Raw genomic sequence first — 23,210 nt, forward strand, 5'->3', positions numbered from 1 at the left:
GCACCATGCCACCATTCTTGCCGCGACACATTCGCCGCAAGGGACTTTGGTAAGCATGGGACTACGGATCATGACGCCCGCCCCTTTTCTTCCGCCTCATCTCATCATTGCTCTGCTGCGCCAGAGAAGCCGATTGATCGCCCTCGAAACGGGGCTGGTCGGAGTCAGCCTCGTAGTCGAACGCTTCACGGCGTTCGAAGCCCTATCCAAGTCCTTCGTCATCGAAATTGACTGCCTGTCGCCGTCGGCGCATCTCGATACGGTCGAACTGGCGCGGCAGGAGATCACGCTGCGGCTGATGCTGGCCGACGGCCGTTATCGCGCCTGGCATGGCTTCGTCGTCGATTGCGCGGCAATGGGCGGAGACGGCGGACTGGCCCGTTACCGGCTCACCGTCGCGCCGTGGCTCGAACGCCTGCGCGGCCGCGTCGACTGCTACGTCTACCAGGACAAGACCGCGCAGGAGATCGTCGAGGAGGTCTTCCGCGACTACCCGGCCGCCAACTTCCAGTTCTCCGTCTCGCAACCGCTGCGCCGCCGCTCGATCTGCGCCCAGTATCGCGAGAGCGATTTCGACTTCGTGCAACGGCTGCTGGCCGAGGAAGGCCTGTCGTATCGCTTCGAACACCTGCAGGGCGAGGACGACAAGCCCGAGGGCAGCCAGGCGCGCCATCGGCTGGTGGTGTTCGACAACGATGCCGAACGGCCGCCCTGCCCTCAGGCCAACATCCGCTTCCATCGCGCCGACATGACCGAGGAGTCGGACACGATGACGGTCTGGTCGACGCGGCACAGTGTCGGATCCAACGCGGTCACCGTCTCGTCCTGGGACTACAAGACGCTGACCGCCGCCTCGGCGCAGGCCAACGCGGCTTCGGTGCCCGGCGAATGGCCGACGCTCGAATCGTTCGATGCCCAGGGCCCCTATCGCTATCCCGATGCGGCGACCGCCGACCGGGCGGCGCAACTACGCATGCAGGCCGAGGAAAGCGGCTTTGTTCGCTTCGATGGCGCCGGCACCGTCCGTCAGCTGGGCGCCGGCCAGCGCTTTGCCCTGACCGAACACTTTGCCGGTGACGGCGACGAATTCGTCGCGCTGTCGGTGCGTCACGAAGCGGCCAACAATCTCGGCACCGATGTCGCCAGGCTGCTCGGCACCACCGAGGTCGAGGCAGGCGGCTATCGCAATACGCTCGAAGCCGTGCGCGCCGATGCCCCGATCGTGCCGCGCTTCCGCGCCAAGCCGACCGCGCCGGAAGGTCAGACCGCCATCGTGATCGCCGAGGGCGAGACGCCCTTGCACACCGACCGCGATCATCGCGTGCGCGTCCGCTTTCCATGGCTGCGGGCCCCTGCACCGGCAGACCAGGGTGGCCACGAGGGCCAAGCCGCCGCCTTCACCGATCCCGGCTCTGATGACCTGACCCAGGTCACCGCCTGGGTCCGCGTCGCCGGCGCCATGGCCGGTCCCAACTGGGGCACCCACCACCTGCCGCGCGTCGGCACCGAACTGCTGCTGACCTTCCTCGACGGCGACATCGACCGGCCGCTGGCCGCGATGCAGCTGCACAACGAACAGGACACCCCGCCCTGGGCCAACGACGACAAGCCGCGCGCTTCCGTGCTGTCCGGCTGGCACACGCGCGGCCTGGGCGGCGACGGCTACAACCAGTGGGTCGTCGACGACTTCAAGGGCCGGCTGCGCATGCGCCTGGCCAGCTCCGCGGCGCAGACCCAGCTGAACCTCGGTTATCTGGTCACCCAAGGCCCGCAGGACGCGCAGCGCGGCCCATGGCGCGGCACGGGTGCCGAACTGCGCAGCGATGCGTGGGCGACGGTGCGCGCCGGTCAGGGGCTGCTGCTGTCGACCACCGCCCGGCCTCGCGCCACCGGCACCGTGATGAACATGGCCGAGGCCATCGCGCTGCTCAAGGGCGCGCAACGCACCGCCGACCGCTTGTCGACCGCCGCGCAGACCCAAACCGCCCTGCCCCTGGCCGCCAACGCGTTGTTCGAACCGCTGCTGACGATGGTCGAGCCGGAGCAGGACGGGCACTACACGGACACCGTCAACGGCCAGGACGCCAATCAGCCGGACGGCAAGCCGGTCGAGCGCTTTGCCGAGCCGCTGCTGGTGGCGGAGGCCCCCACTTCCATCGCGGTGCCGAGCCAAGAGACCACCGCCGTTTATTCGGGGCGGCATCTGCATGGGACCGTGCAATCGGACTGGCAGCTGACCGCCGGCAAGACCATCGCGATGGCGGCGGCACAAGGCGTGTCGCTGTTCGTGCAGCGTAATGGCTTGAAAGCCGTTGCCGCCAATGGACCGCTGTCGGTACAGGCGCATGGCGGCGCGATGTCGATTCTGGCGGACAAGGAAGTGGTGGTGAAATCGATCGACGACGCGATCGAGATTGTAGCCAAAAACTTCATCGTCATACGTAGCGCGGACTCGGTGATTCAATTGGAGGGAAATGCCATCACGTTCGAGACGCCAGGAACGTTGGAGGTCAAAGGGCTCGAACATTCCTTTACACCCGGCGTGAGCAACCCGGCTCTACTTGAGGCGCTGCCCATGTATTTCCACGGACGCTACTGTGGACAGCTCTCCCTGGTGGACGCCCACGGTCACCCGATTGCGGAGGTGCCTTACAAGATCGTCTCCGATGATGGAACAGTCCTCGCCGAGGGCGTTACGGATGCAGCGGGCTTGAGCGCTGTGGTGGCGAGTGACTACCAGAATGCAAGGGCGTTCATCGGGAAGAGCGAATGGATCATCGCTGAGTACCCCCTAGCCACAGAACAATGTGGCTGCTGAGCCAGCCGTTCTTGCCATGGAGAAACGCGACGTCATGACTCATAGGCAAGGCGATTGTTTGCACATTGCAAGCGCCATTGTGAGATTCGAACATGGCCTCGGGATGGCCCTTGATGGATTGGTCGTTCAGCTGAAAGCAAACACCAGAATCTTCACAAGCACGACGGATGAGCTTGGAAGGCTTCCTGCGCTATTGCTGGACGCGCAGGCGAATCTTCACCTCGCCGACAGCGGCTGGATCATCGCGCGTCCATATCCGGTCACCATTGAAGTGAGAGCGCAACGACCAAGCGGCAGCTGGAAGCGCATCGGCTCATTCGAATTAAGAGAAGGCGACAGGAAGGAAGTCGTCATCTCTGCCGGCAATGCCGTCACGTCAATGCCTTTGGCAAGGATAGGAGCGAAATAATTCAAGGGCTACCCAATGTCACAGACGAACGCGCAAATCCCCGTGGAACAAGTTCGAGTCATCCAGAACGAAAGTGGCTTGCTTCGAACGATTGTTTCCATCAACCAGCGTTACTGGATCCATATCGACGTCCAAATGCGGGACAACGGGAACACGTGTGCAGCGGGGAATTTACCTTACGTTGTAACCCGTCAAGACGTCGTCGCAATTGGATGGAGAGTCGTCGAAACCGGCATCACAAGTACATCGACCGGTGAGGCGCGATTCTCAATTCCAGGGGCAGGACGCTACCGCCTCTACGTGAAGGAGCCCGGGAAGACTTTCATGCCGGACGCGACATTCCCAATTCCATTTCATCAGCTTGCGGGCGGCGAGAACAGCAACCGAGAAGTACAACCGTGGTGGGAAATGAATGTCGTTTCCACAGGCTTGCAATCCTTCAATATCGCCGCCGTATTGCCCAATACGATGGGCCGAGATGCTGCCACCTACCCTCGTTCCGTAACGACAATGAAACTCCATGAGCAACACACGACACCGGCACGAGCCCTCCACATGGGCAATTGCTGCATCACCAATCAATTGTGGAGCGACATCAGCCAAACCTATGGCGCTCGGCACCCTATTGTCGTTGCAAGCGTCAATAGGATTGCACTTGAAGCCATCTATAGCGAGAGTCTCTCGCCCGTTAGTGTAGATGAGAATAGCCGCCACCTGGAACACCGGGGACGTACGATCTACTTCGACGCGACGGCAACACAAGGGGGGAGAAACACACTTGGATTTGCTGGCGACATGGCGATGACTGCCGACGAGTGCCTGCGGAAGACACACCCTTCCGTTATGGAGTTCTGGCTCACCACGATGTCTGAGCTAAATATCAACTATGCCCGCGTAACGGGCGCTTGGCGTCCACACACAGGATCGACGCGCCATCGCTACTCCCTCGCACTCGATCTGACCCACTTGCGTGCACTGCGGGATGATGACGGTGCCTTGGTCGAGGTTGACATCCACTTGCACCGGGAGATTGGCTCTGATGCCAACCCCTTGGCATCAGACGCTCAAGCCAATACCGCTATCAAGCGGCGGCGCCGCGCCTTCTCACGGGCTTTTCATCGGTACCTTGCAGAGCGACGACAGGCTCGCGTTTTAGGATGGCTTGGCGGCCCTTGGGCACTAACCTACGCGGATGTGGGACTGACAGGCGCAACTCAGTTCATCAAATCAGATATCGTCCACGTGCATCACGTCCATCTTAGTGTTGGTCTTGATCAGCCATAGACATGAAGAGCCTTGGCATTTTCTCCCTTTTCCTAATGTGGTTGCTGTTCTGGATCGGAATAAGGTCTGCGCATTCGGCCGAGACGACCATCCCGCCGGACGCCGCGGCTGCGAGGGCTGACGACCACGGGTTGGTGCTGTTCTATAGATCCGAACGGGCGAAGAGGTCAATCGATGTTACGGTAGACGGCTCCCATGTCACGCGCCTTCAACCAGGACAAACCGTCAATTTCCTCCCAGCATCCGGTCCCTTCTTGTTGGATATTGCAGTCCGGTCGCCGGGACGCACCTCTTTTCAGCCTAGGTTAAAGATCCAAAAAGAAAGACCGAGCCAGGCCATGGTGATTGACTTCGACGGATCAAGGATTCGACTCACCGAGCAACGGCTTCACGCCCTTCCAAGGCACTACGATAAAGTCTTCGCCTTTGACGGGGAGGACGAAAGATGGATCGATGTGTCACCGCCTCCCGATACTGCGCTACGTCGTAGCGGAGAGCCGCTTAGTGGAAGTATTCAGTGGGTGGCACCGAAATCATGGCCGGTGCGCGTGCTTTTCATTTTAGGCCATGGGCTCTACGAATTCGATGACCAAGGAAACGTAATCCTCAGGGACGGTCAGCAGCCGAATGCGCCCGTATCGATAAAAGCAGAGCTGTACAACCACAAGCCGATTTGGTCCAACGGAGTTGTCTACGAACTCGTAAGCAGCGGCAAACCGCTCACCACCAAGGTGGACAGCGGTCGCACATTTGTGCTTACAAAGCGAGGGGCCGTTTGCCCCGTCACGCCCATCGCCGATGCCTACCGGCTTCTCCATGAGATCAGGTCGCCGATATATAGCGGCGACTGTGACAAAGCCGTCCGCTGGGGGCGATCAGGCACGCCGTTGCGGGCATACCCGTCGGACATCAACACAAGCGGTTACCCAGCACTGTTGTGGGCGGTCCAGTACTTCCGAGACCCGGTGCAGCCACTATACGATCTCGAGGGAAAGTGCGTGTATAGCTGTGCTGTGAGTCACCAGCCATGATGACGATCATGTCACACTGCAACGTGCAGCGGCGATCTCTATCCTTGGCCAATATGTGCTACTGGCATGAAGTTCAGAACCCCTCAATCGGCGGCAACCGGCTCATTGTCGACTCGGGAAGGCTTGCAAACCAAATCTGTCTTGTCGCCAGCGACTAGGTACGCGGTGCGGTAGCGCAAATACGTACCTTTCCGCGATACAGGGATCATCTGTGGCGGCTGCATGCTGTACGGACTAACCGCCACGGCGACTTCGACGAGCGGCAGTGTCAGTTCGGTATAGGTCCCGATATAGAAGCCAGCGAGCGAATCATGGGCATAGTCGTCGAACAACCGCACGACCGCGTCCGGAATAGGCCTCTCATCATTGACGTCTGCAAGCAACGTCGAGACATCCTTGACTGACTGTGCCGTCGCTTCCGCATGCCGTGAGATCGCTTCGGATCCGCCACGTCGCAACTCGCCAACAGTATGGGCAAATGACGTCTGGCCATTGGCCAGGTCAACTCGGTCCTCCGCATCTGCTTCGAGGAAAAAACGCTGCTTTAGCAAGTTCGATGTGCCGGTCCGCAAACGCAAACCACGCCACCGCATGCATTGACGAGTGTGCTCGCGTATCTGCTGAACAGCAGCGCCATCGGGAACTCCATGATTTGCGAGCCACCCGTTATAGGTATCGACTAGTCGCTTATCGCACGCGAATGCCTGGGCTAGCGCTGGACGTGCCAAAATTTCCTCAATGGTACGAAGAGGAACTCCTGCCTTGATCGCTTCATGATGCATATCGATCAGAGGAACCTGAGACAAGGTCGGCGACGCCCCCCAAGCTTTCATGCCTTTGCCTTGACTCGACGGCGAGTACCCGCCCCCCACATCGGAATGCATGCCGGGATATAGAACTTGTGTGACATTTGCGCCAGCAGCCAAGTCCACGGGAAAGTTGACACGCTGCTCATGAAGCGCAACGAAATGAACGCACTTCCGAATCGCAGGATGGATCGACATCATGTGGCTATCCGCCCACCCCATTTTTCCTTCCGCTCCTCGCACTGCCGCTGAAATCCCGACGGACGCGACGGTGTCGAAAATACCAAGAAAATTGAAGCGCAAAGGCACGCCCGCCAAGACATGATCACAACCGTCGTTATTCGCCTTTGCTATCTCATACAGCCAATGAACAAACGCACGCGCTTCGGCCGCGCCACGGGAGAATCCGAACACCGAGATAGTAAGTTCCCGCAACTTCCGTTGATGAGAGCGGACCACCTCCGCGAGCTTCTCTTCCCATGTCCTTAAGATCGTCCGCCTTGCAAAATTCTCGAAACCCAGCTGAGCAATCATGCTGCTCATGTTGTTGACGATGGTCTTCGCCTTGGACGCGGGAATGAGGTCTGCTCCGACGAGGTATTGATGCATTGCGTTATACACCTGCACAATACCCCAGTTGATGCGGTCCGCTCCTTTTCGCGCCGTTCCCGCCCCCAACGTACCGTCCCAGAAGCCGTCTCCGCTGTCGCCGATCTCTTTGAAGGGCGTACCGACGCCAGGGATATAAAAATTAAACAAACCGTTTTCGGGCTCATCAAGACGAGCATCGAACAGGCGTACGACGTTACTATGGCTGTTACGCTGGCGCTGGGTCAATGGGCTTACGCTTTTCCCGTCCACGAACGGTCCATTCCAATCCCAATTGTTTCCTGTTCCATCGAAGAACAGCGTTACATGGATCCGTCCCTGACAGGTTGTAGACTGCTTGTCCCGCACACAGGCCAACGCTTGCGCTCGCTGTAGCGCAGCTTGTGGCGAAAGTCTACGTACACCTCCATCTGGAAGTGGGTGGGCTCCGGTGGCGCTACGCGTCATCTCAAACCTCGTCGTAAATACAGGCTCGGGGAATTGATGATGTTTCCATCGACTTCCTCACAGTGATGCAATGTGGATTTCCCCTTCTTCGCGTCAATTCTTCCCCCCCGGTCCTACGGGGTCGACGCCAGGCCTTAGCTGTGCGTCTCTGCCTTTCAGCGGGTAGCTGGGTGACCACAAGGCGTACATCGTTACGAATACCTTGATTTCACCATTTCGCAGAAAGTGAACCGAGAAGTGGCCAATCTCGTCGTATTTGGGGACCGGCACAACCCGCTCCTGATAGTTCTTGTCGTACTCATCAGTCCAGCCCACCTTAACGGTAAGGTTTGGGCGCCAAGGGTCAGGCACCGCCACACAGCAAACGAATCCACCTCCGCCTTCGTGGGCACCAAGATAAGTTCCGCCCTTGCCATCCACGGTGAAATGCCCGATATCCTTGTCGGTGTGGTTGTAACCGACGATGTTCGTACCGATCATCTCCTGGCCACAGGCAGATAACATCCATACCGACAGCGCAATGCCAAGCCACCTGGAAACGCGCATCGCGGTCATCTTTCCGATTGCATCCAATTTCTACTGTCCTTGTTCGCCAAATGATTCGGCGCTATTCCACAATGGCGGTCCGGTTTCCCAAACTTCGTCAGGAATCTGCGTCATCCAAGCGGCAAATGGTTCGGCGTGTTCAATCGACGGCCTCATGAGCCGCTCTCGTACGATCGGGTGCTGCGTAAACCCACCCGAGGTAAACAGAGCCAACAGCAGATACTGGGCTTGCGCGTCAAGATCATGTAGTCCGTGTTGCCGCGCCGCGGTGAGATGCGCTTCGACAAACGGATAGAGCGCCACCATGGGGACACGACGCAACTCATCCCGAATAACGTCACGCAAGTGCGCAATGACAACATCCGTTTCCGCCGCTGTCAGTAGTGCGTTGTATTGGCTTTCTGTAAGTCGTAGCGGCGCAAACTCCGTAGCAGTAGCCCTGATTAGCTCCTCCGACAATGGAAGCAGGCGCTCTTCCCCGTATCGATCAAAATACCGCCACTCCGTTACGCCATAGGCGAACGCACGGCGCTGCGCCGACGTCATGATGTCCCACCACACGGGCAAGATTCGAGTGTCGTACCAGCGAAGGATCATTCGCTGTTGCCCCGGAAGTCCTATAAGGTGGTATGCGCGTAAGTGGATGGCCAAGTCGTCCAGAGATCGATCCGACCGGAGCAGGCTGATGCACGGCCGCGTTCTACCAAGCCGATGCGCGTCCATGATGACGCGATCACTGATATCGGCGGGCAGCTCCGTCATATCCAACAATAGCGGCGCGATGTCGATGAATCCCGCCTCAGCGTGCCCTTCGAATAGCGAACGATACTGAACCCGATAGTGATCCAGTCGCCTGTAGTAATCAGGCTGCTGCGCACTGTCCACGACGACGTAATCACGCATATCAGACCAACACCCCCGGGGCGCCTTGCCTCATGGCATCAAGCAAACAGCTCTTGCAGGACGAGCGGGGAAACTGAGGCAGAGCATAAGAACCGCTGACCGGCCCCTCAAACTTCCGCTGCGCACTCTTGTAAGTAATCGCCCCCGGACACTCGACCGTAATATTCCCACCCTCGATCGTGATCGACGCCCCGCCCGCCGTCGCCACCCGAATCCGCTTGGCCGCAGCAAAGTCCACCTGCATATTCGCCGATACGACCTTGAGTTCATCCTTGGCCTGCAGCTTCATCGCATCGTGCTGCGCCTGCACGTCGATATCCTCGCTGCCGGCGATCAGCTTCAGGCCGGTGTCGCCCTCGCCCGCTTTCTCGAGCGCCGCGGCGATGCCGATGGCCTGACCGCTGTGCAGTCGTGCCTGCTTGCCGATCGCCAGGTTGGTGTCCTGCCCCGACACCAGGCCCACTGATTTGCCGTTGACCAGTTGCAGTTCCTGTCCGGCGATCATGGCAAGGCCCGCACGGCCGGCCAGTTGGACGATTGCTTCACTCGGATGCGGTACCTTGCCCTGCGTCTGCTGGTTGCCGCTGGCGGCGTCCTGCATCGCCGCGTCCAGGTCCTTGCTGTCGACCATGCCGGACGCGGCGGTTTCCAGCTTGGCCAGCGGGGCCTCGTCGTCCTTGGCGGTCAGCAGGGCTGCCGTCTGGTGCTTGACCGCGCCCTCGCCCAGCGCTTGCGTCAGCGACTTCGCTTGGCGGATCAGCGCGATGCCCGCCGCGTTGTCGCCGGTCGGCACCGGCCGCTGGCTCTGCGCGTCGCGATAGGTGCTGATCAGCACGCCGGCCTTGCCCCGGATGGCACCGTAGCCGTCGGTGCGCAGCTCGAAGCCTTCGCCGCGGAAGCTGCCGCGGTAGTTGTCCTGCTGGTGGATCAGGTGACCGAGATTGAGTTGGGTGTGCTGGACCGTCGTCGCGAACTGCGTGCGCAGTTGACCGTCGCTGTCGTCGAACACCAGCTGGTTGGCACCTTCGCCGCCGTGTTCGCGGCTCTTGAAGCCGCTCAGGGCGGCGGCGTTGCGATGGCCGTCGGGGTCGGCACTCATGCCGTGCCAGGCGGGAGCATGGCCGCCGGCCACATTGGCCTGCGCGCTGGGCGCGGTGTCGCTGCCTTGCTGATACACGGAGCCATCGGCAGCAGCGGCCTGCTTGCCGCCCGGCGTCGGCGCAATGCCGCCTTCGCCCTGCCCGTTGTACAGCGCGCCGATCACGATCGGCTGGTCGATATCGTCGTCGGCGAACTTGACCAGCACCTCCTGGCCGATGCGCGGCAGCCATTGCCAGCCCATGCCGGCACCAGCCTGGCGCTGCGCCACCCGGATCCAGCGCGTGCTGCGGTCGTCCTCGCGCTCGCCCTTCTGCCACGGGAAGCGGACCCGGATCTCGCCGCGCGGGCTGACATGGTGTTCGGCATCGCCGCTCGGCTGCGTCTCGCCTTGCGGGCCGACCACGGTGGCGGTCTGCACGCCGAGCGCGGTAGGAGCGGAGAACAACCGTGCACCATCGGCATCGACCACGCGCGGGCGCCACGGGCGCCGCGCATCGCAGGCGCGGAACAGGTTGGCGTAGCCGTATTTCTCGGCGGCCTGGCGCAGCGACGCGGTTGGCGTATCACGCTCCACCGTATGACCGGGCGCGAGGAAGCCCATCGTCATCGGCCCATTCTCTGGCGCGCTGGGCGGCGTATCGAAGCACAGTGCGGCATCGAGCGGTCCGAGCCGCTGGCCCAGCGCCGCGCGCGTTTCGGCCGCCAGATTGTTCAGACCGCAATGCTCGACGATATCGAGCAGCAAAGGATACGCGGCCTCGGCGTCTTCCTGCCTCGGCAGATGCGGGCAATCGGAAACCGCCACACGGGTGCCGCTGACGAAGGTGCGCACGGTACCCTGCCCGGCAAACAGCTGCGCGCGTGCCTCGATGCTCTCCATCAATTGCTCGGCCAGCCGCTGCGCGCCGGCCGCATCGCCGACCACCGACTGGCTGACCGACAGATAGGGCTCGGGACATTGCGCGCCGCCGCCGAGCTTGGCCGGAGCATGGCCGCGCAGCGTGCGCTTGCCATTGCCGTCCCACGCGACCACCGCGACACCGGGCACCGTCACGCGGCTATGGCAGGCCAGCTGCTGCACGGCGTCGGCTTCTTCCTGGCTGTGCGCGCGGTGATAGCGAACGCTTGAAACCTGACCTTCCGGCAATTGCGGACTGTCGGCGAAGATCGTCAGTGCATGACCCGACGGCGCCTGCTCGTCCTCGACGAAGGCAAAACCCAACCCCGCCTCGGCCAGCAGCCGCGACAGGAACGCGTAATCGGTCTCGCGGTATTGGCTGACGTGCTCGCGCGAGCCGAGCGCATCGATGCGCTGTTGCGCGCCCGCGGTGTAGCGCCACACCGCATGGGGGGCGTACGGCGTCAGGATCTGTTCGGCGATATCGGCCAGCGTACGATTCTGGAATACCTGGCTGTGCCGCTGCTGCGTGGCCAGCCACAGCCACGGCACCACCGTCAGCCGATAGCGCGCCAGGCTGCCATCGGCGCCGAGCTTCTCGGCCTTGCGCACCAGGCCGCTGCGGCGAATGCGTCCGCCATCGGCCAGCGTGGTCCACAGCGTCACCTTCGCGCCGAGCAGCGACTTGAGCGGCAATCGCGCATTGGCGCTGACCGCGACGATGCGCCATTCGCTCAGTTCAGACAGCGCCTCGCGGCCGAGCCAGGCCTCGACGGCCAGTTCGCCGATGGCCCCCTCGCCTTCGAGCTGGAACAGCCGCCGCGCCGGGGAAAACAGGGTCTGAATCAGGGTGGTGTGGTCCATGGCGGTTCGGTGTTACAGCGGGTGTCGCAGCAAGGTGTCACAGCGAAGGACAGACACGCCGATCAGCTGCCCGACAACGGCAATGGCCGCGTCGACGCCGCGGCCATATCCTCTGTCAGCACCCTTGCCCCTCGGCCGTCATTACTGCGAGCGCTGGGCGGTGCCGCTCTTGCGCGTCCGCGAAGCGGTCGTGGTTTTCTCTTCGGGCGTGGGTGCCAGCAATGCCGCGAGCAATTCGGCGTCGCGATCATTGCCCATATTGGCGCCCGTCTTTTTTGAAACTCGGCGCGTATTGTTGGAGGCAATACGCGAGCGCTCGGTTTTCGTCTTCCCTACGGTCGTAGGGCCGGTATTCGAACGCGACGCGACCTTGGTCTCGGTATTGGAATGTTGCCGTTTTGCAGCGGCCTGATTCGACGCAGTGATCTTCGTCTTATTTACTTCTTGATTTCGGATTTTTTTATTCGGCTCGTTGGCAGCCAGTGTCGCGGTTTTGGCCTTGTTGGCCGCGGGTGTTTTTTCGGGACTCTGCGCCGCGTTGGCTGCCAACGCGGTGCCGCCTGCCAGTGCTGCGGCACCGAGCCCGGCCGCGGCAAGATCGCCCGCCGGCATCTTGCCGAGGCTGTCGAGCGCATCGTCGTCGGCATCGCGCGGGGGGCTGACATCGACAATGGTGGCCGAACCGGCCGGCGCATCGATGGGAGCTTCGACGAGTGCTGCGCTGGCCGCGGGGGCCTGCATTTCAGGGGACTGGATCACGCTGGAAGCGGCCGCCGTGGCGGGATTGGAGGCAGAATTGGCGCTCTCCGCCGGCACGACCGCGGCCACGGTCGGCGCGTCGCCATCGCTGCCCTTGCCCAGCCAGAAGGCCACGGCGCCCGCGCCGACCAGCAGCAACGCCAGCGTGGCGAACACGCCGTGGCGCTTGATGTCGGGGGTCTTCTTGACAGGCGCGTGACTGGCGACCCGCCCTTCGAGGCTGGCCAGAATGCGCGTATCCGGTCCCTGGTTGTCGGCATTGCCGGAGCCGAACAGCGACGGCGGTCCATTTCCTTTCAAGTCGTCGCTGTGGCTCATCTTTTGGCTCTCGAATTGCAATAAAATGCGCGTCGGGCAGCGCAGGGATGGAATTGAGTCAAGCGATCGGCAACATAACTCGAAGACAGGGCCCGAGCAGAAATTCGACGAGGTGGCGCCAGCTGCCGATGCGGACGAAGCGCGCAGATTTTATAGCTGGCTGCAACAAAAATGCAAATATGTGAACGACGCCGTGACAACTCGCAGACGGCGATTTTTTGCAGCCGAATGACATCCCGGAATCGAGCCAAATAAATGTCACAAAATGTAACTATTGAAGCGGCTGTCATGCGCGGTTTGGGCGTCGCGTGGTACGCGGACTGAGCGGATGATCTTTATTACGCTGTTCTTCTATTTCGCGCTGATGGTCGCCATTGCGGCCATTCTGCTGCTGCCGGACGTGCGCGAGCGCGTGCTGCTGGCCGCGCGTGCGCAATGGCAGCGGCTCAGTATCAATGCGAGCGCCGCGAGCCAGCGCTCGGCCGGAACCCTACGAACGTCGGCTTCCCAGGCGGCCGATTCGATGGAAGCATTGCGCGCCTTCGTTGCGCGCCGAAAGGTCTTTCTGCTGTGCGCGGCGGGCGTCGTCGCCACCCCGCCGATCGTCGCCCTCGCCTTGCGACCGAAACTGCTGTTCGAGTACGATGACGCGCTGCGCGAGCCGGACCAGAAGATTTCCGCCTTATTGAATGGCGAACGGCTGATTCCTCCGGCGCCATTGCCGCCCGAGGTATTCACCACGCAGGAAGTCGAACGGATTCGCCCGACCATTCGCGAAGCGAGCCGCAATTGGGATCTGCTCGACGCCGATTTTCGTCAGCGCCTGCTGCTGGTCTACAAGATCATGCGCGACGAGCATGGTTATGAAATGGCGCTGCTGGAGGGCTATCGCAGCCCCGAGCGCCAGGCCAGGCTCGCCGCGATGGGCGCGCATGTCACAAAGGCGGGCGCCTATCACAGCTACCATCAGTTCGGCCTCGCCGCCGACAGCGCCTTCTATCGCGACGGCAAGCTGGTGATCAGCGAGAAGGATCCGTGGGCGATGCGCGGATACGAGTTGTACGGGCAGATCGCCGAGTCCGCGGGGCTGACCTGGGGCGGGCGCTGGAAGATGATGGATCTTGGGCACGTCGAGTTGCGCCGGCCCGGCGTGCTCGGCAAGAAGCCCGGCTAGCGTGCGATGTGCGGGGGCACGGCGCAGGCAACGGCGGCCGGCGAAAGCAGGCCGCGAATCGATAGCTGTTGGCGGGATCGCCCTTCTCAGTCGAGAGAACAACAATGACACGGCCATTTATCGTATTGGGTGACAAGACCGACCACGGCGGCGTCGTGATCAGCGCGTCGGGCACCACGTCGACCAACGGCAAGGGCATCGCCTGCGTCGGCGATCGCGTGACCTGCCCGAAGTCCGGCCATGGCGAAACCACCATCGTCACCGGCGATCCGACCGTGATCATCGACGGCCGCGCCGCGGCCCGCCACGGCGACAAGACGGCATGCGGCGCGACGCTGCTGTCCAGCCAGGGAGTCACCGGCAGCGCGTAAGCGGGCGCCGTTCCGCTGCCGCGCTGTTGCGCCCCCTGTGCCGACCCTCCCCGACACCATGCTTGCACGCCTGTTCCGTTCCGGCCTGATCCTGTTTGCCGTCTTCGCGCTGGTCTGGACCGCGACGATCCTGTGGTGGCAATCGATCCACCGGATGCCGACCACGACCGATATCGTCACGCATCTGTTCCTGCTGCCGGCCGGCATGATCGCGGGCTATCTGGTCATTCGCCGCGCGCTGGACGGTATCCGCCGCAATGTCGCCGCCGCGGTCAGCACGCCGGCCGCCGCGCAGGATGGCGTGGCTCCGTCGGACGGCGCCGTGCCCGACGACGACCCCAGCCGCCGCTGGCGCGCGCTGGTGTTGGGCGCCGCCTTGCATACCGCCAAGGGCGGCGACACGGCCGCCACCGCCGCGGCCACCGCCGAGCAGCAGCGGCCGGACGTGGTCGACGTGCTGCGCGATGGCATGCCGATCTTCGCCGCGCCCGCCGAGGACATCGATGTCGATGGCACGCGCGAGGCGCTGGAGCAGGCCTTCGCGGATCTGCCGTGGAATGACGAGGCCGTGCGGACCGTCGCACTGGCCAGCGACGTGGCCGAGCGGCTGGTGGCCCAGGTCCTGGAGCAATATCCCGGCCTGTACTTCCCTTCCGCCGACGAGACACCCACGGCGCCGCAGGCCGAGGAGCCGCCGCGGCTGGTGCTGACGCTGCTGCTGCCGGAGCGCTGGCAGGCGCCAATGGCGGCGGCCGCGGGCCAATACGTGCGCGGCCGCCTGACCGGGCTGTGGCCGATCGAGCGGATCTCGATGGAGACGTTGACCGCCAAGGGCGACGGCGATGCGATGGTGCAGGTCGATCGCGCGATCCTCGCGCTGCATCGCGAACCGACCCACGAATTGCGCGGCGTGATCGCCGCCGATTCGCATATCGGCGCCGAAGCGATCGACCGGCTGCGCGCGACCAACCGGCTGTTCAGCGCCCAATGCGAGCACGGCGTCGCGCCCTCCGAGGCGGCGGCGGGCATCCTGCTGTATCCGCCGCAGGGACCGCTGGCCGCGATGCTCGCGCAGGACGCGCCGCCGGCATCGATCGTCCGCGCCACGCTGACGCGGCTGGACGCGCCGACTCCCGACAAGGGCCAGCCGCGTACCGCGGCGCTGGATCAAGCGATCGCGCAGACGCTGGGCCTGCTGGCCGAACCTGCCGACGGCTCCAAGGCCCAGGCCAACGACAAGGACGACAAGCCCGAAGCGTCCGCCGCCGAGCCGGCGCCCGCGCCGCAGCCCGTCGTGGTCACCGCCGACATCAGCCCGCATCCGGTCCGCACCGTCGAACTGGCACGCGTGTTCTCCGAACGCTTCAGTGAGCTCGACGTCAGCGCGGACCTGCTGCCGGTCGGCACCGCTTGCGGACACACCGGCAATGCCGGCGCGCTGCTGGCCATCGTGCTCGCCCATCAGCAGTGCGCCGAGCGCGGGGGCCCGGCGCTGGCGCTGACCGCGGCCGATCCGCAGCAGCGCGGGGCGATCGCGGTGGTGCCGCCGGCCACCGCCTAGCGGACATCTTCGCCAAGCACGAACGAGCACGAACCAGCACCAACAAGCCAGAACAAGCCAGAACAAGCCGAAGCCCAAGCCAGGCAAGCACAAGCAAAACGCACCAGCAAACGCACCAGAACCAGCACACGCATTCGCAAACCGCAGGCCAACATGCACCGATTCCTCAGTTTCCTGACCAACACGCGCACGCTGTCCGTGATAGGCGTCGTCGCGCTGACGCTCTTCCTGCTGCTGGCGGCCGATACCTTCGAGGTCGGGCTGACCTGGGTCGGCATCGTGCTCGGCCTGCTGGTGGTGGCGTGGCTGATCGCCTTCGCGTGGCGGCACTATCGCGCGCGACAAGCCAGCGGCAAGCTCGGCGCGCTGCTGGAGCAGCAGGCGAATGCGGCCGCCCAGGAAGCGCCGCAGGAAAAGCGTGGCGAGGTCGAAGCCCTGCGTACGCGGCTGGTCGATGCGGTCAAGACCATCAAGACCTCCAAGCTCGGCCAGTTGTCGGGCAACGAGGCGTTGTACGAACTGCCGTGGTACATCGTGATCGGCAACCCGGCGGCGGGCAAGAGCACCGCGGTGCTGAACTCGGGCCTGCAATTCCCGTTCGCCGACAAGAACAACGCGATCATCCACGGCATCGGCGGCACGCGTAACTGCGACTGGTTCTTCACCACCGAGGGCATCCTGCTCGATACCGCGGGCCGCTATTCGGTGCACGAGGAAGACCGCAAGGAATGGCTCGGCTTCCTGGACCTGCTCAAGCGCTACCGTCCGCGCGCGCCGATCAACGGCATCGTGGTCACCGTCAGCATTCCCGAGCTGACGCAGAACCGCCCCGAGTTCGCCATCCAGCTGGCCAAGAACCTGCGCCAGCGCGTGCAGGAACTGACCGAACGGCTTGAAGTGTTCGCGCCGGTCTACGTGATGTTCACCAAGGCGGACCTGATCACCGGCTTCACCGAGTTCTTCGGCGACAGCGACAAGCACGAGCGCGACCGCGTCTGGGGCGCCACCCTGCCCTTCGAGCCGGGCGAAAAGCGCGATGCCGCCGCGATGTTCGACGAGCGCTTCGACGAGCTGTACGACGGCCTGAAGGAAATCAGCGTGGCGCAGATCGCCCAGCACCGCAACGGCAAGCTGTCGCCGGGGCTGCTGAGCTTCCCGCTCGAATTCGCGTCGATCAAGCCGGCGCTGCGCGCCTTCCTGGTGACGCTGTTCGACGAGAATCCGTTCCAGTACAAGCCGGTGTTCCGCGGCTTCTATTTCACCAGCGCGGTGCAGGAGGCAAGCACTACCAGCGCCTCCGCCGAACGGATCGCGCGCCGCTTCGGCCTGAAGCTCGACAGCGCCGCGCATAGCCGCGAGGTGTTCTCGAAGAACGGCTTCTTCCTGCGCGACCTGTTCTCCAAGGTGGTGTTCGCCGACCGCAAGACCGTGCGCCAGTTCTCGAGCCCGGCCAAGACGCGGATGCGCTTCGTCACCTTCTTCGGCCTGGTGCTGGTGCTGGGCCTGCTGCTGGGCGGGTGGACCTGGTCGTTCATCGGCAACCGGCAGCTGACGGCCAACGTGCAGGCCGACCTCGACAAGATCGTCAAGCTGCAGCAGAACCGCATCGACCTGCAATCGCGGCTGGAGGCGCTCGATATCCTGCAGGACCGCATCGAGCAGCTGGAGCGCTTCCGCGCCGACCACCCGATCGCGCTGTCGCTTGGCCTCTATCAGGGCGATACGCTGCAGCACAAGCTGCTGGACGAGTACTACAACGGCCTGCGCCAGGTCATGCTGAAGCCCGTCGGCACGTCGATCGAACGCTTCCTGGCCGAGGTCAACGCGCATCCGGACCAGCTCGCGCAGAACGTGCGTGCCCCGGCCGCCAATGGCGCGGTGGTGCCGGCCTCGGCCCAGGCCGGCGCGGCTGGCGCAAGCGCGGCGGCAGCGACCGCCCCCGCTACGGCTACGGCGGTCGCAATCGCCGCGACGGCACCCTCGGCGGCCGACATGACGGCCGCCCTCAACACCGAATCGCCGAACGCCAAGCGCTATGCCGATGCCTCCCCGACCAACGTCGAGGACGCCTACAACGCGCTGAAGACCTATCTGATGCTGGCGGACAAGCGCCATGTCGAAGTCGCGCACCTGACCGACCAGGTCACGCGCTTCTGGCGCGGCTGGCTCGAGGAGAACCGCGGCAGCATGCCGCGCGAGCAGCTGATCCGCGCGGCCGAGCGCAACATTTCGTTCTACCTGGCGCGCGTCAATGACGACAACTGGCCGCTGCTGGAGAGCAACCTGTCGCTGATCGACCAGACCCGCGAGAACCTGCGCCGCGTGGTGCGCGGCATGCCGGCACGCGAGCGCGCCTATGCCGAGATCAAGGCGCGCGCGGCCACCCGCTTCGCGCCGATGACGGTGGCCCGCATCGTCGGCGACGCCGGCGCGACGGTGGTCGCCGGCAGCTACGCGGTGCCCGGCACCTTCACCCGGGAAGCCTGGCTGCAATACGTGCAGCCGGCCATCCGCGAGGCGGCCAGCAAGGAGCTGCAGAGCAAGGACTGGGTGCTGAACGTCGCCGCCCGCGACGACCTCACGCTCGAGGGCAGCCCCGAGCAGATCCAGAAGACGCTGGTGTCGATGTACAAGAACGAATACGCCAAGGAGTGGCAGCGCTTCATGCAGGGCGTGGCCGTGCAGGAGTTCAAGAGCTTCGACCAGGCCGTGACCGCGATGAACCTGCTGGGGGATCCGGTCAACTCGCCGATCCGCAAGCTGTTCGACGCCGCCTATGAGCAGACCTCGTGGGACAACCCGTCGATCGTCAACGCCGGCCTGAAGCAGGCCAAGACCGGCGTGATCGAATGGTTCAAGCGCTGGGTCTCGCGCGGCACGCCGTCGGGCGTCAGCGTCAATGTCGACAGCGCGAGCCTGGCCTCCGCGTCCGACGCCGGCAACATCCCGATGGGGCCGGTCGGCAAGGAGTTCTCGGGCCTGGCCAAGATCGCCGTGATGCGCGACAACAATTCGCTGCTGCGCGGCTATATGGAGGCGCTGTCGAAGGTCCGCACGCGCTTCAACACCATCAAGAACCAGGGCGACCCCGGCCCCGGCGCGCGCCAGCTGATGCAGCAGACGCTCGACGGCAACGGCTCCGAGCTGGCCGACGCGCTGAAGTACGTCGACGAGCAGATGCTGACCGGCATGACCGACAGCCAGCGCCAGACGCTGCGTCCGCTGCTGGTGCGTCCGCTGCTGCAGTCGTATGCGGTGACGATCCGCCCTGCCAGCGTGGAGATCAACAAGGTGTGGAACGCGCAGGTCTACCAGCCCTTCATGCAGACGCTGGCGACCAAGTACCCGTTTGCCTCGGATGCCAAGATCGAGGCCAGCGCGGCCGAGATCGGCCAGGTGTTCGGTCCGGACGGCGCCATCGCCAAGTTCGCCGGCACGACCATCGGGCCGCTGTCGGTTCGCCGTGGCGACATGATCGCCGCGCGCACCTGGGGCGATCTGGGCGTGACCTTCGCGCCGGAGTTCACCACCAACTTCACGCGCTGGATCGCGCCGCTGACAGGTGGCGCGGCGGCCGGTGCCGGCGGTGCCGCCGCTGCCGCCCCGCAGACCGTGTTCCAGATCCTGCCGTCGCCGGCGGCCGGCACCACCGAGTACACGATCGAGATCGACGGGCAGCAGCTGCGCTATCGCAATACGCCGCCGCAGTGGACCAACTTCGTCTGGCCCAATCCGCAGGGCACGCCAGGCGCGCGCATCACCGCGACGACCTTCGATGGCCGCACCGTCGAGGTGCTCAGCGAACCGGGCCGCTTCGGCCTGGAGCGGCTGATCGCCACGGCCTCGCGCAAGCGCCGTCCGGATGGCGCGTTCGAGCTGTCGTGGACGCAGGGCGGCACCACCGTCGCGGTGGCGCTGCGCATCGTCAGCAGCCCGCAGACCACCACGGCCGCGGCCGACTCGCCGCAGGGACAGGGCCTGCGCGGCCTGAAGCTGCCGCCCGCGATCGCCGACGCGTCGGCGCCTGTCACCGCCACGGAGGCGGCGCAGCCGGCCCCCGCCGCCTCGGCGCCCGTCGCACAGTCAGGTGCGCAGCCTGGCGCGCCCGTGCGTGCAGGAGGTGCGCAATGAGCCAGGCAGCGCAATTGCAGCTCGCGTACTTCGGCAAGCTTCCGTCGCGCGGGGATTTCGTCAAGAGTCCGAACCAGACCCAGCTGCTCGATACGCTCGACCGCTGGCTGTCGCAGGCGATGGAGATGCTGGCCGAGGACCCGGGCTGGAAGACGGTCTATGACGCGTGGCAGCCGGTCCAGTTCGCCTTCCTCGGTTCGCAGAGCCGGCTGGCGATCGCCGGCACGGTGATGGCCAGCAACGACCAGTCGTCGCGCCGCTTCCCCTTCCTCGCCGCCGCCGCGCTGGAAATCGACCAGCCGCTGCCGTTCATCGCGCGCAGCCCGCTGGCGCTGACGCGGCTGTGGACGCGCGCCAGCCATCAGATGCAGGAGCTGGTCTCCGCCGCCGATCCGGCCGAGGGCCTGCGCAATCTGGCGCAGACCCAGTTCGCGGTCGAGATCGGCGCGGGCGCGCAGGCCTACGACGCCAGCTTCAAGGACTTCATCGAATTCCAAACCGTGGCCGGCCTGGAGCAGATGCTGCGCGCCGACGGGCAGACGCTGTGCCTGCGCCGCACGCTGGTCGCGCTCGGCATCCTGCTCGAACCGGTGATGAGCGCCGGCACGTCGCGGCTGGACAAGGGCCTGACGCTGCCGTTGCCGTCCGACCCCGTCTATCGCAGCCTGGTGGCAAGCTTCTGGCTCGACCTGGTGTCGGGCTTCCTGAAGCGCGGCGACTTCGAGCTGTCGCTGTTCCTCGGCCGCGTGGGTAACGAGACCACGGGACAGGGACAAGGACAACGCGGCCGCAGCGAGCGGCTGGTGATCGGCTTCAACGGGGCCTCGTCGCGCACGCTGCACGGCATCATGTCGCCGCTGGCGTACGGCGAAGTCAATATCGACATCGACGACCCGCAGTGGGTGGACCAGCATGCCGGCTCGCGCTATGGCGTGGCCAAGCTGGCCAGCTATCTCGAGCAGCCGCAGCTGTCGCTGCGCGCGGCACTCGACACCTTCCGCGAAGTCTTCATCGGAGAATGATCATGCGTTCGGTTTTCCCGGCCTGCCGCGCTGTTGCGCTGGCGACGGCCCTGACCTGGCTGCTGGCGGCGCCCGCCTCCGCCCAGACGCCTGCCGGTGCGGATGCAGCGGCAGGCCGCGTGGTGGCCGGCGGCGCGGTGCCGGACGAGGCCACCAAGGCCGAGGTATTGGCGCGGCTGCGCGAGCTGTATGGCGCGGCCAATGTCGTCGATCAGATCGAGGTCGGCGGCGTGGTGTCGCCACCGAACTGGACCGCCAACGTGCAGAAGGTGCTGTCGCCGCAGATCAAGCAGGTCAAACGGGGCCAGCTGAGCATTGACGGCACGCAGATCGCGCTGTACGGCGATGTCGCCGACGAGGGCCAGCGGCAGCAGATCGCCACCACGATGTCGAGCGGGCTGGGCCAGAACTATACGGTCAAGAACGGCCTGCGCGTGCCGGCCTCGGGGCAGGATCTGCTGGACCGCACGCTGGCGAACCGGATCATCGAATTCGAGACCGGCAGCGCCACGCTGACGCCGAAGGGCCGCGTGATTCTCGACGAGATGGCGGCGGTGCTGCCGAAGCTGTCGGGACGAAAGATCGAGATCGTCGGGCACACCGACAATTCGGGCAGCCGCGCGCTCAATCTGGCGCTGTCGCAGTCGCGGGCGGAGACGGTCAAGAGCTATCTGGCCGGCAAGGGGATCGAACCGTCGGTGCTGTCCGCGGTCGGCGTGGGACCGGATCAGCCGATCGCGCCGAACGACAAGGAAGAGAACCGGGCGCGCAATCGGCGCATCGAGTTCAGGGCGAGTCAGTAAGGGCTGGCGGCACTGGCTGTGTCGTCCCAGCTTTCGCGGGAACGACGGTGTCGGGGGCGCCTGCCCACGACTTCCGGGGACGACGGTTTCGGCGGGGTGTTTGCCCCCACCGTCTTTCTGGGACGACGGTGTCGGCGTGGCGTCTGCCTCGCCGTCTCCTTCAATGGCTCGAATCGCTCTCCGCGTCCGGCATCACGCCCAGCAATTCCTCGATCTGCGACAGCGTGGCGTCGTCCTTCACGACGGTGCGCAGCCAGGCGTGCAGCGGCATCTCGCCCCACTTGGCCGCGCGCGCGGCCAGGTACGCGACCGGGCTGTGGGGTTCGGTACGGCGGAAGAAATCGGCGACTTCGCGCAGCTGCGCCAGGGCCTGCTGGCGCGTGCGGATCGGACCGCTGACCGCGGCCGCGCCCTGCCCGCTGACGGCGGGCGCTTCGGCACGACCGACTGCGGTAGGTATGGCCGCCTGCCCGGCCTCGTTCGCACCGGCAGCCGGCGCGGCGGGCTTGCCGACGAAGCGCTCGACCAGCGCCCGCACGGCCTCCAGCGCTTCACGCGCCTGCCGGAAGCTCGGCGCATGCTCGCCCGCCTTGGCGTCGAGCACATCGCTGAGCCTGGCCAGCGCCTGCTGGCACGACACCACGTCCTGCAGCAGCGCGACATGGAAGTCGGCCGGCGTCGCCTTGCGCGCGGCCTCGAACGCTTCCTGCGTGACCTTGCCTTCGGCCAGTTCGTCGGCGTGATCGGGATCGCGGCGGATCGCCTCGGTCAGCGCGGTCGCGACCTCCCAGTCGACATAGCCATAGCCGCCGGCGGCCTCGTCGACCAGCGGAATCTCGCGAATCAGCTGGCGCGAGCGCGTCGCCAGCCAGGCCACGCTGCCGGTGCGATATTCGAGGTCTTCCTCGTCGGCGCGCGGATGCAGGCCGCTCCAGAACGCCTCGCACAGCTGCGCGGCCAGCGTATAACCGTCGCGCAAGCCCGCAAATCCTCTCGTCTTGGCCAGCGCCTCGGTCAGCCACACCGCCAGCCGCAGATCCTTGGTCCGCTCGGACAGCAGCCGCGTCGACAGCTCGACCACCTGGCGCCAGTCCGCCTCCTTCAACTCGGTCACCCACTCGCCCTGGTCCAGCGAGGGATCGTCGAAACGGCGCGCCTCCTGAATGCGGTCGAATTCGGCCGAGAACAGCAGATCCTCGCCGCAAGGGTCGTCGCCCGGAACAGGTTGCAGCAAACGGTCGAAGGAGAGAGTCGCCATATCAGCCCGCAGGAAATGGAATGGCGGGTAGTGTAGCGCGTGGACATCATGACAACCAATGCCAAAGCCATCGCCGCGGAAACGGATGCCGCATTGG

16 protein-coding genes are annotated in these 23,210 nt (G+C 64.5%); 10 read left to right on the forward strand and 6 right to left on the reverse strand.

The annotated features are described in order from the left end of the window. Positions 1–70: 70 nt before the first annotated feature. The 4 genes from F1599_RS10430 to F1599_RS10445 are packed head-to-tail and all read left to right on the forward strand — an operon-like array spanning position 71 to position 5,542. Positions 71–2,818 carry a type VI secretion system Vgr family protein gene (locus tag F1599_RS10430; RefSeq protein WP_223819564.1) on the forward strand — a complete coding sequence of 916 codons (2,748 nt, stop codon included), beginning with the start codon at positions 71–73 and terminating at the stop codon, positions 2,816–2,818. A 16-nt stretch (positions 2,819–2,834) separates the two neighbouring features. Next, a complete protein-coding gene (locus F1599_RS10435) occupies positions 2,835–3,227 on the forward strand; it encodes a hypothetical protein (RefSeq protein ID WP_150083012.1) in 393 nt (130 codons plus the stop codon). A 42-nt stretch (positions 3,228–3,269) separates the two neighbouring features. Next, the gene (locus tag F1599_RS10440) at positions 3,270–4,511 is read left to right on the forward strand and encodes a hypothetical protein (protein ID WP_150083014.1); all 1,242 of its coding nucleotides are present in this window, start codon (positions 3,270–3,272) and stop codon (positions 4,509–4,511) included. A gap of 2 nt (positions 4,512–4,513) precedes the next feature. Beyond that, positions 4,514–5,542 (forward strand): hypothetical protein, encoded by a 1,029-nt coding sequence (locus F1599_RS10445; protein WP_150083016.1) that lies wholly within the window; start codon positions 4,514–4,516, stop codon positions 5,540–5,542. A gap of 83 nt (positions 5,543–5,625) precedes the next feature. Here the strand turns inward: F1599_RS10445 and F1599_RS10450 are convergent, their stop codons facing one another. From F1599_RS10450 to F1599_RS25815, 5 genes are all read right to left on the reverse strand, one after another. Continuing rightward, on the reverse strand, positions 5,626–7,404 hold the full coding sequence (locus F1599_RS10450; RefSeq protein WP_150083018.1) for a T6SS phospholipase effector Tle1-like catalytic domain-containing protein: 1,779 nt from the start codon (positions 7,402–7,404) through the stop codon (positions 5,626–5,628). 93 nt (positions 7,405–7,497) lie between these two features. Further along, positions 7,498–7,959 (reverse strand): DUF3304 domain-containing protein, encoded by a 462-nt coding sequence (locus tag F1599_RS10455; RefSeq protein ID WP_223819565.1) that lies wholly within the window; start codon positions 7,957–7,959, stop codon positions 7,498–7,500. 21 nt (positions 7,960–7,980) lie between these two features. Further along, the gene (locus F1599_RS10460; RefSeq protein ID WP_150083020.1) at positions 7,981–8,853 is read right to left on the reverse strand and encodes a DUF4123 domain-containing protein; all 873 of its coding nucleotides are present in this window, start codon (positions 8,851–8,853) and stop codon (positions 7,981–7,983) included. 1 nt (position 8,854) lies between these two features. Then, positions 8,855–11,716, reverse strand: a complete 2,862-nt coding sequence (locus tag F1599_RS10465) for a type VI secretion system Vgr family protein (RefSeq protein WP_150083022.1) — start codon at positions 11,714–11,716, stop codon at positions 8,855–8,857. Positions 11,717–11,857: 141 nt separating this feature from the next. Continuing rightward, positions 11,858–12,793, reverse strand: coding sequence for a flagellar basal body-associated FliL family protein (locus tag F1599_RS25815; RefSeq protein WP_190286337.1), 936 nt, complete (start codon positions 12,791–12,793; stop codon positions 11,858–11,860). A gap of 328 nt (positions 12,794–13,121) precedes the next feature. Between F1599_RS25815 and F1599_RS10485 the strand changes: the two genes are divergently transcribed. The 6 genes from F1599_RS10485 (at position 13,122) to F1599_RS10510 (ending at position 21,855) form a co-directional block, all read left to right on the forward strand. Next, complete coding sequence (locus F1599_RS10485; RefSeq protein ID WP_150083026.1) at positions 13,122–13,967, forward strand: M15 family metallopeptidase; 846 nt, start codon at positions 13,122–13,124, stop codon at positions 13,965–13,967. Between the two features lie 104 nt (positions 13,968–14,071). After that, positions 14,072–14,338, forward strand: coding sequence for a PAAR domain-containing protein (locus F1599_RS10490; RefSeq protein ID WP_149318842.1), 267 nt, complete (start codon positions 14,072–14,074; stop codon positions 14,336–14,338). Positions 14,339–14,396: 58 nt separating this feature from the next. Beyond that, positions 14,397–15,899: a hypothetical protein gene (locus tag F1599_RS10495; protein ID WP_150083028.1), complete on the forward strand. Its 1,503-nt coding sequence runs from the start codon at positions 14,397–14,399 to the stop codon at positions 15,897–15,899. Between the two features lie 153 nt (positions 15,900–16,052). Further along, positions 16,053–20,030: a type VI secretion system membrane subunit TssM gene (tssM, locus tag F1599_RS10500; RefSeq protein WP_150083030.1), complete on the forward strand. Its 3,978-nt coding sequence runs from the start codon at positions 16,053–16,055 to the stop codon at positions 20,028–20,030. Then, entirely contained in the window at positions 20,027–21,052 is a 1,026-nt protein-coding gene (gene tagF, locus F1599_RS10505) for a type VI secretion system-associated protein TagF (RefSeq protein ID WP_149318845.1), read from the forward strand. The genes tssM and tagF overlap by 4 nt, the downstream gene beginning before the upstream one ends. Positions 21,053–21,054: 2 nt before the next feature. After that, positions 21,055–21,855: an OmpA family protein gene (locus F1599_RS10510; protein ID WP_265632348.1), complete on the forward strand. Its 801-nt coding sequence runs from the start codon at positions 21,055–21,057 to the stop codon at positions 21,853–21,855. Positions 21,856–22,015: 160 nt separating this feature from the next. Here F1599_RS10510 and tssA read toward each other — a convergent pair whose 3' ends face one another. Next, a complete protein-coding gene (tssA, locus tag F1599_RS10515; RefSeq protein WP_149318846.1) occupies positions 22,016–23,113 on the reverse strand; it encodes a type VI secretion system protein TssA in 1,098 nt (365 codons plus the stop codon). Positions 23,114–23,210 lie beyond the last annotated feature (97 nt).

Origin of the sequence: Cupriavidus cauae (assembly GCF_008632125.1) — a bacterium.
GTDB classification, from domain to species: Bacteria; Pseudomonadota; Gammaproteobacteria; order Burkholderiales; family Burkholderiaceae; genus Cupriavidus; species Cupriavidus cauae.

Bases quoted from the DNA above. Each gene is read 5' to 3' on its own strand.
- F1599_RS10430 (WP_223819564.1), top strand. From the start codon at position 71: ATGACGCCCGCCCCTTTTCTTCCGCCTCATCTCATCATTGCTCTGCTG.
- F1599_RS10435 (WP_150083012.1), top strand. From the start codon at position 2,835: ATGGAGAAACGCGACGTCATGACTCATAGGCAAGGCGATTGTTTGCAC.
- F1599_RS10445 (WP_150083016.1), top strand. From the start codon at position 4,514: ATGAAGAGCCTTGGCATTTTCTCCCTTTTCCTAATGTGGTTGCTGTTC.
- F1599_RS10450 (WP_150083018.1), bottom strand. From the start codon at position 7,404: ATGACGCGTAGCGCCACCGGAGCCCACCCACTTCCAGATGGAGGTGTA.
- F1599_RS10455 (WP_223819565.1), bottom strand. From the start codon at position 7,959: ATGACCGCGATGCGCGTTTCCAGGTGGCTTGGCATTGCGCTGTCGGTA.
- F1599_RS10460 (WP_150083020.1), bottom strand. From the start codon at position 8,853: ATGCGTGATTACGTCGTCGTGGACAGTGCGCAGCAGCCTGATTACTAC.
- F1599_RS10465 (WP_150083022.1), bottom strand. From the start codon at position 11,716: ATGGACCACACCACCCTGATTCAGACCCTGTTTTCCCCGGCGCGGCGG.
- F1599_RS25815 (WP_190286337.1), bottom strand. From the start codon at position 12,793: ATGAGCCACAGCGACGACTTGAAAGGAAATGGACCGCCGTCGCTGTTC.
- F1599_RS10485 (WP_150083026.1), top strand. From the start codon at position 13,122: ATGATCTTTATTACGCTGTTCTTCTATTTCGCGCTGATGGTCGCCATT.
- F1599_RS10490 (WP_149318842.1), top strand. From the start codon at position 14,072: ATGACACGGCCATTTATCGTATTGGGTGACAAGACCGACCACGGCGGC.
- F1599_RS10495 (WP_150083028.1), top strand. From the start codon at position 14,397: ATGCTTGCACGCCTGTTCCGTTCCGGCCTGATCCTGTTTGCCGTCTTC.
- tssM (WP_150083030.1), top strand. From the start codon at position 16,053: ATGCACCGATTCCTCAGTTTCCTGACCAACACGCGCACGCTGTCCGTG.
- tagF (WP_149318845.1), top strand. From the start codon at position 20,027: ATGAGCCAGGCAGCGCAATTGCAGCTCGCGTACTTCGGCAAGCTTCCG.
- F1599_RS10510 (WP_265632348.1), top strand. From the start codon at position 21,055: ATGCGTTCGGTTTTCCCGGCCTGCCGCGCTGTTGCGCTGGCGACGGCC.
- tssA (WP_149318846.1), bottom strand. From the start codon at position 23,113: ATGGCGACTCTCTCCTTCGACCGTTTGCTGCAACCTGTTCCGGGCGAC.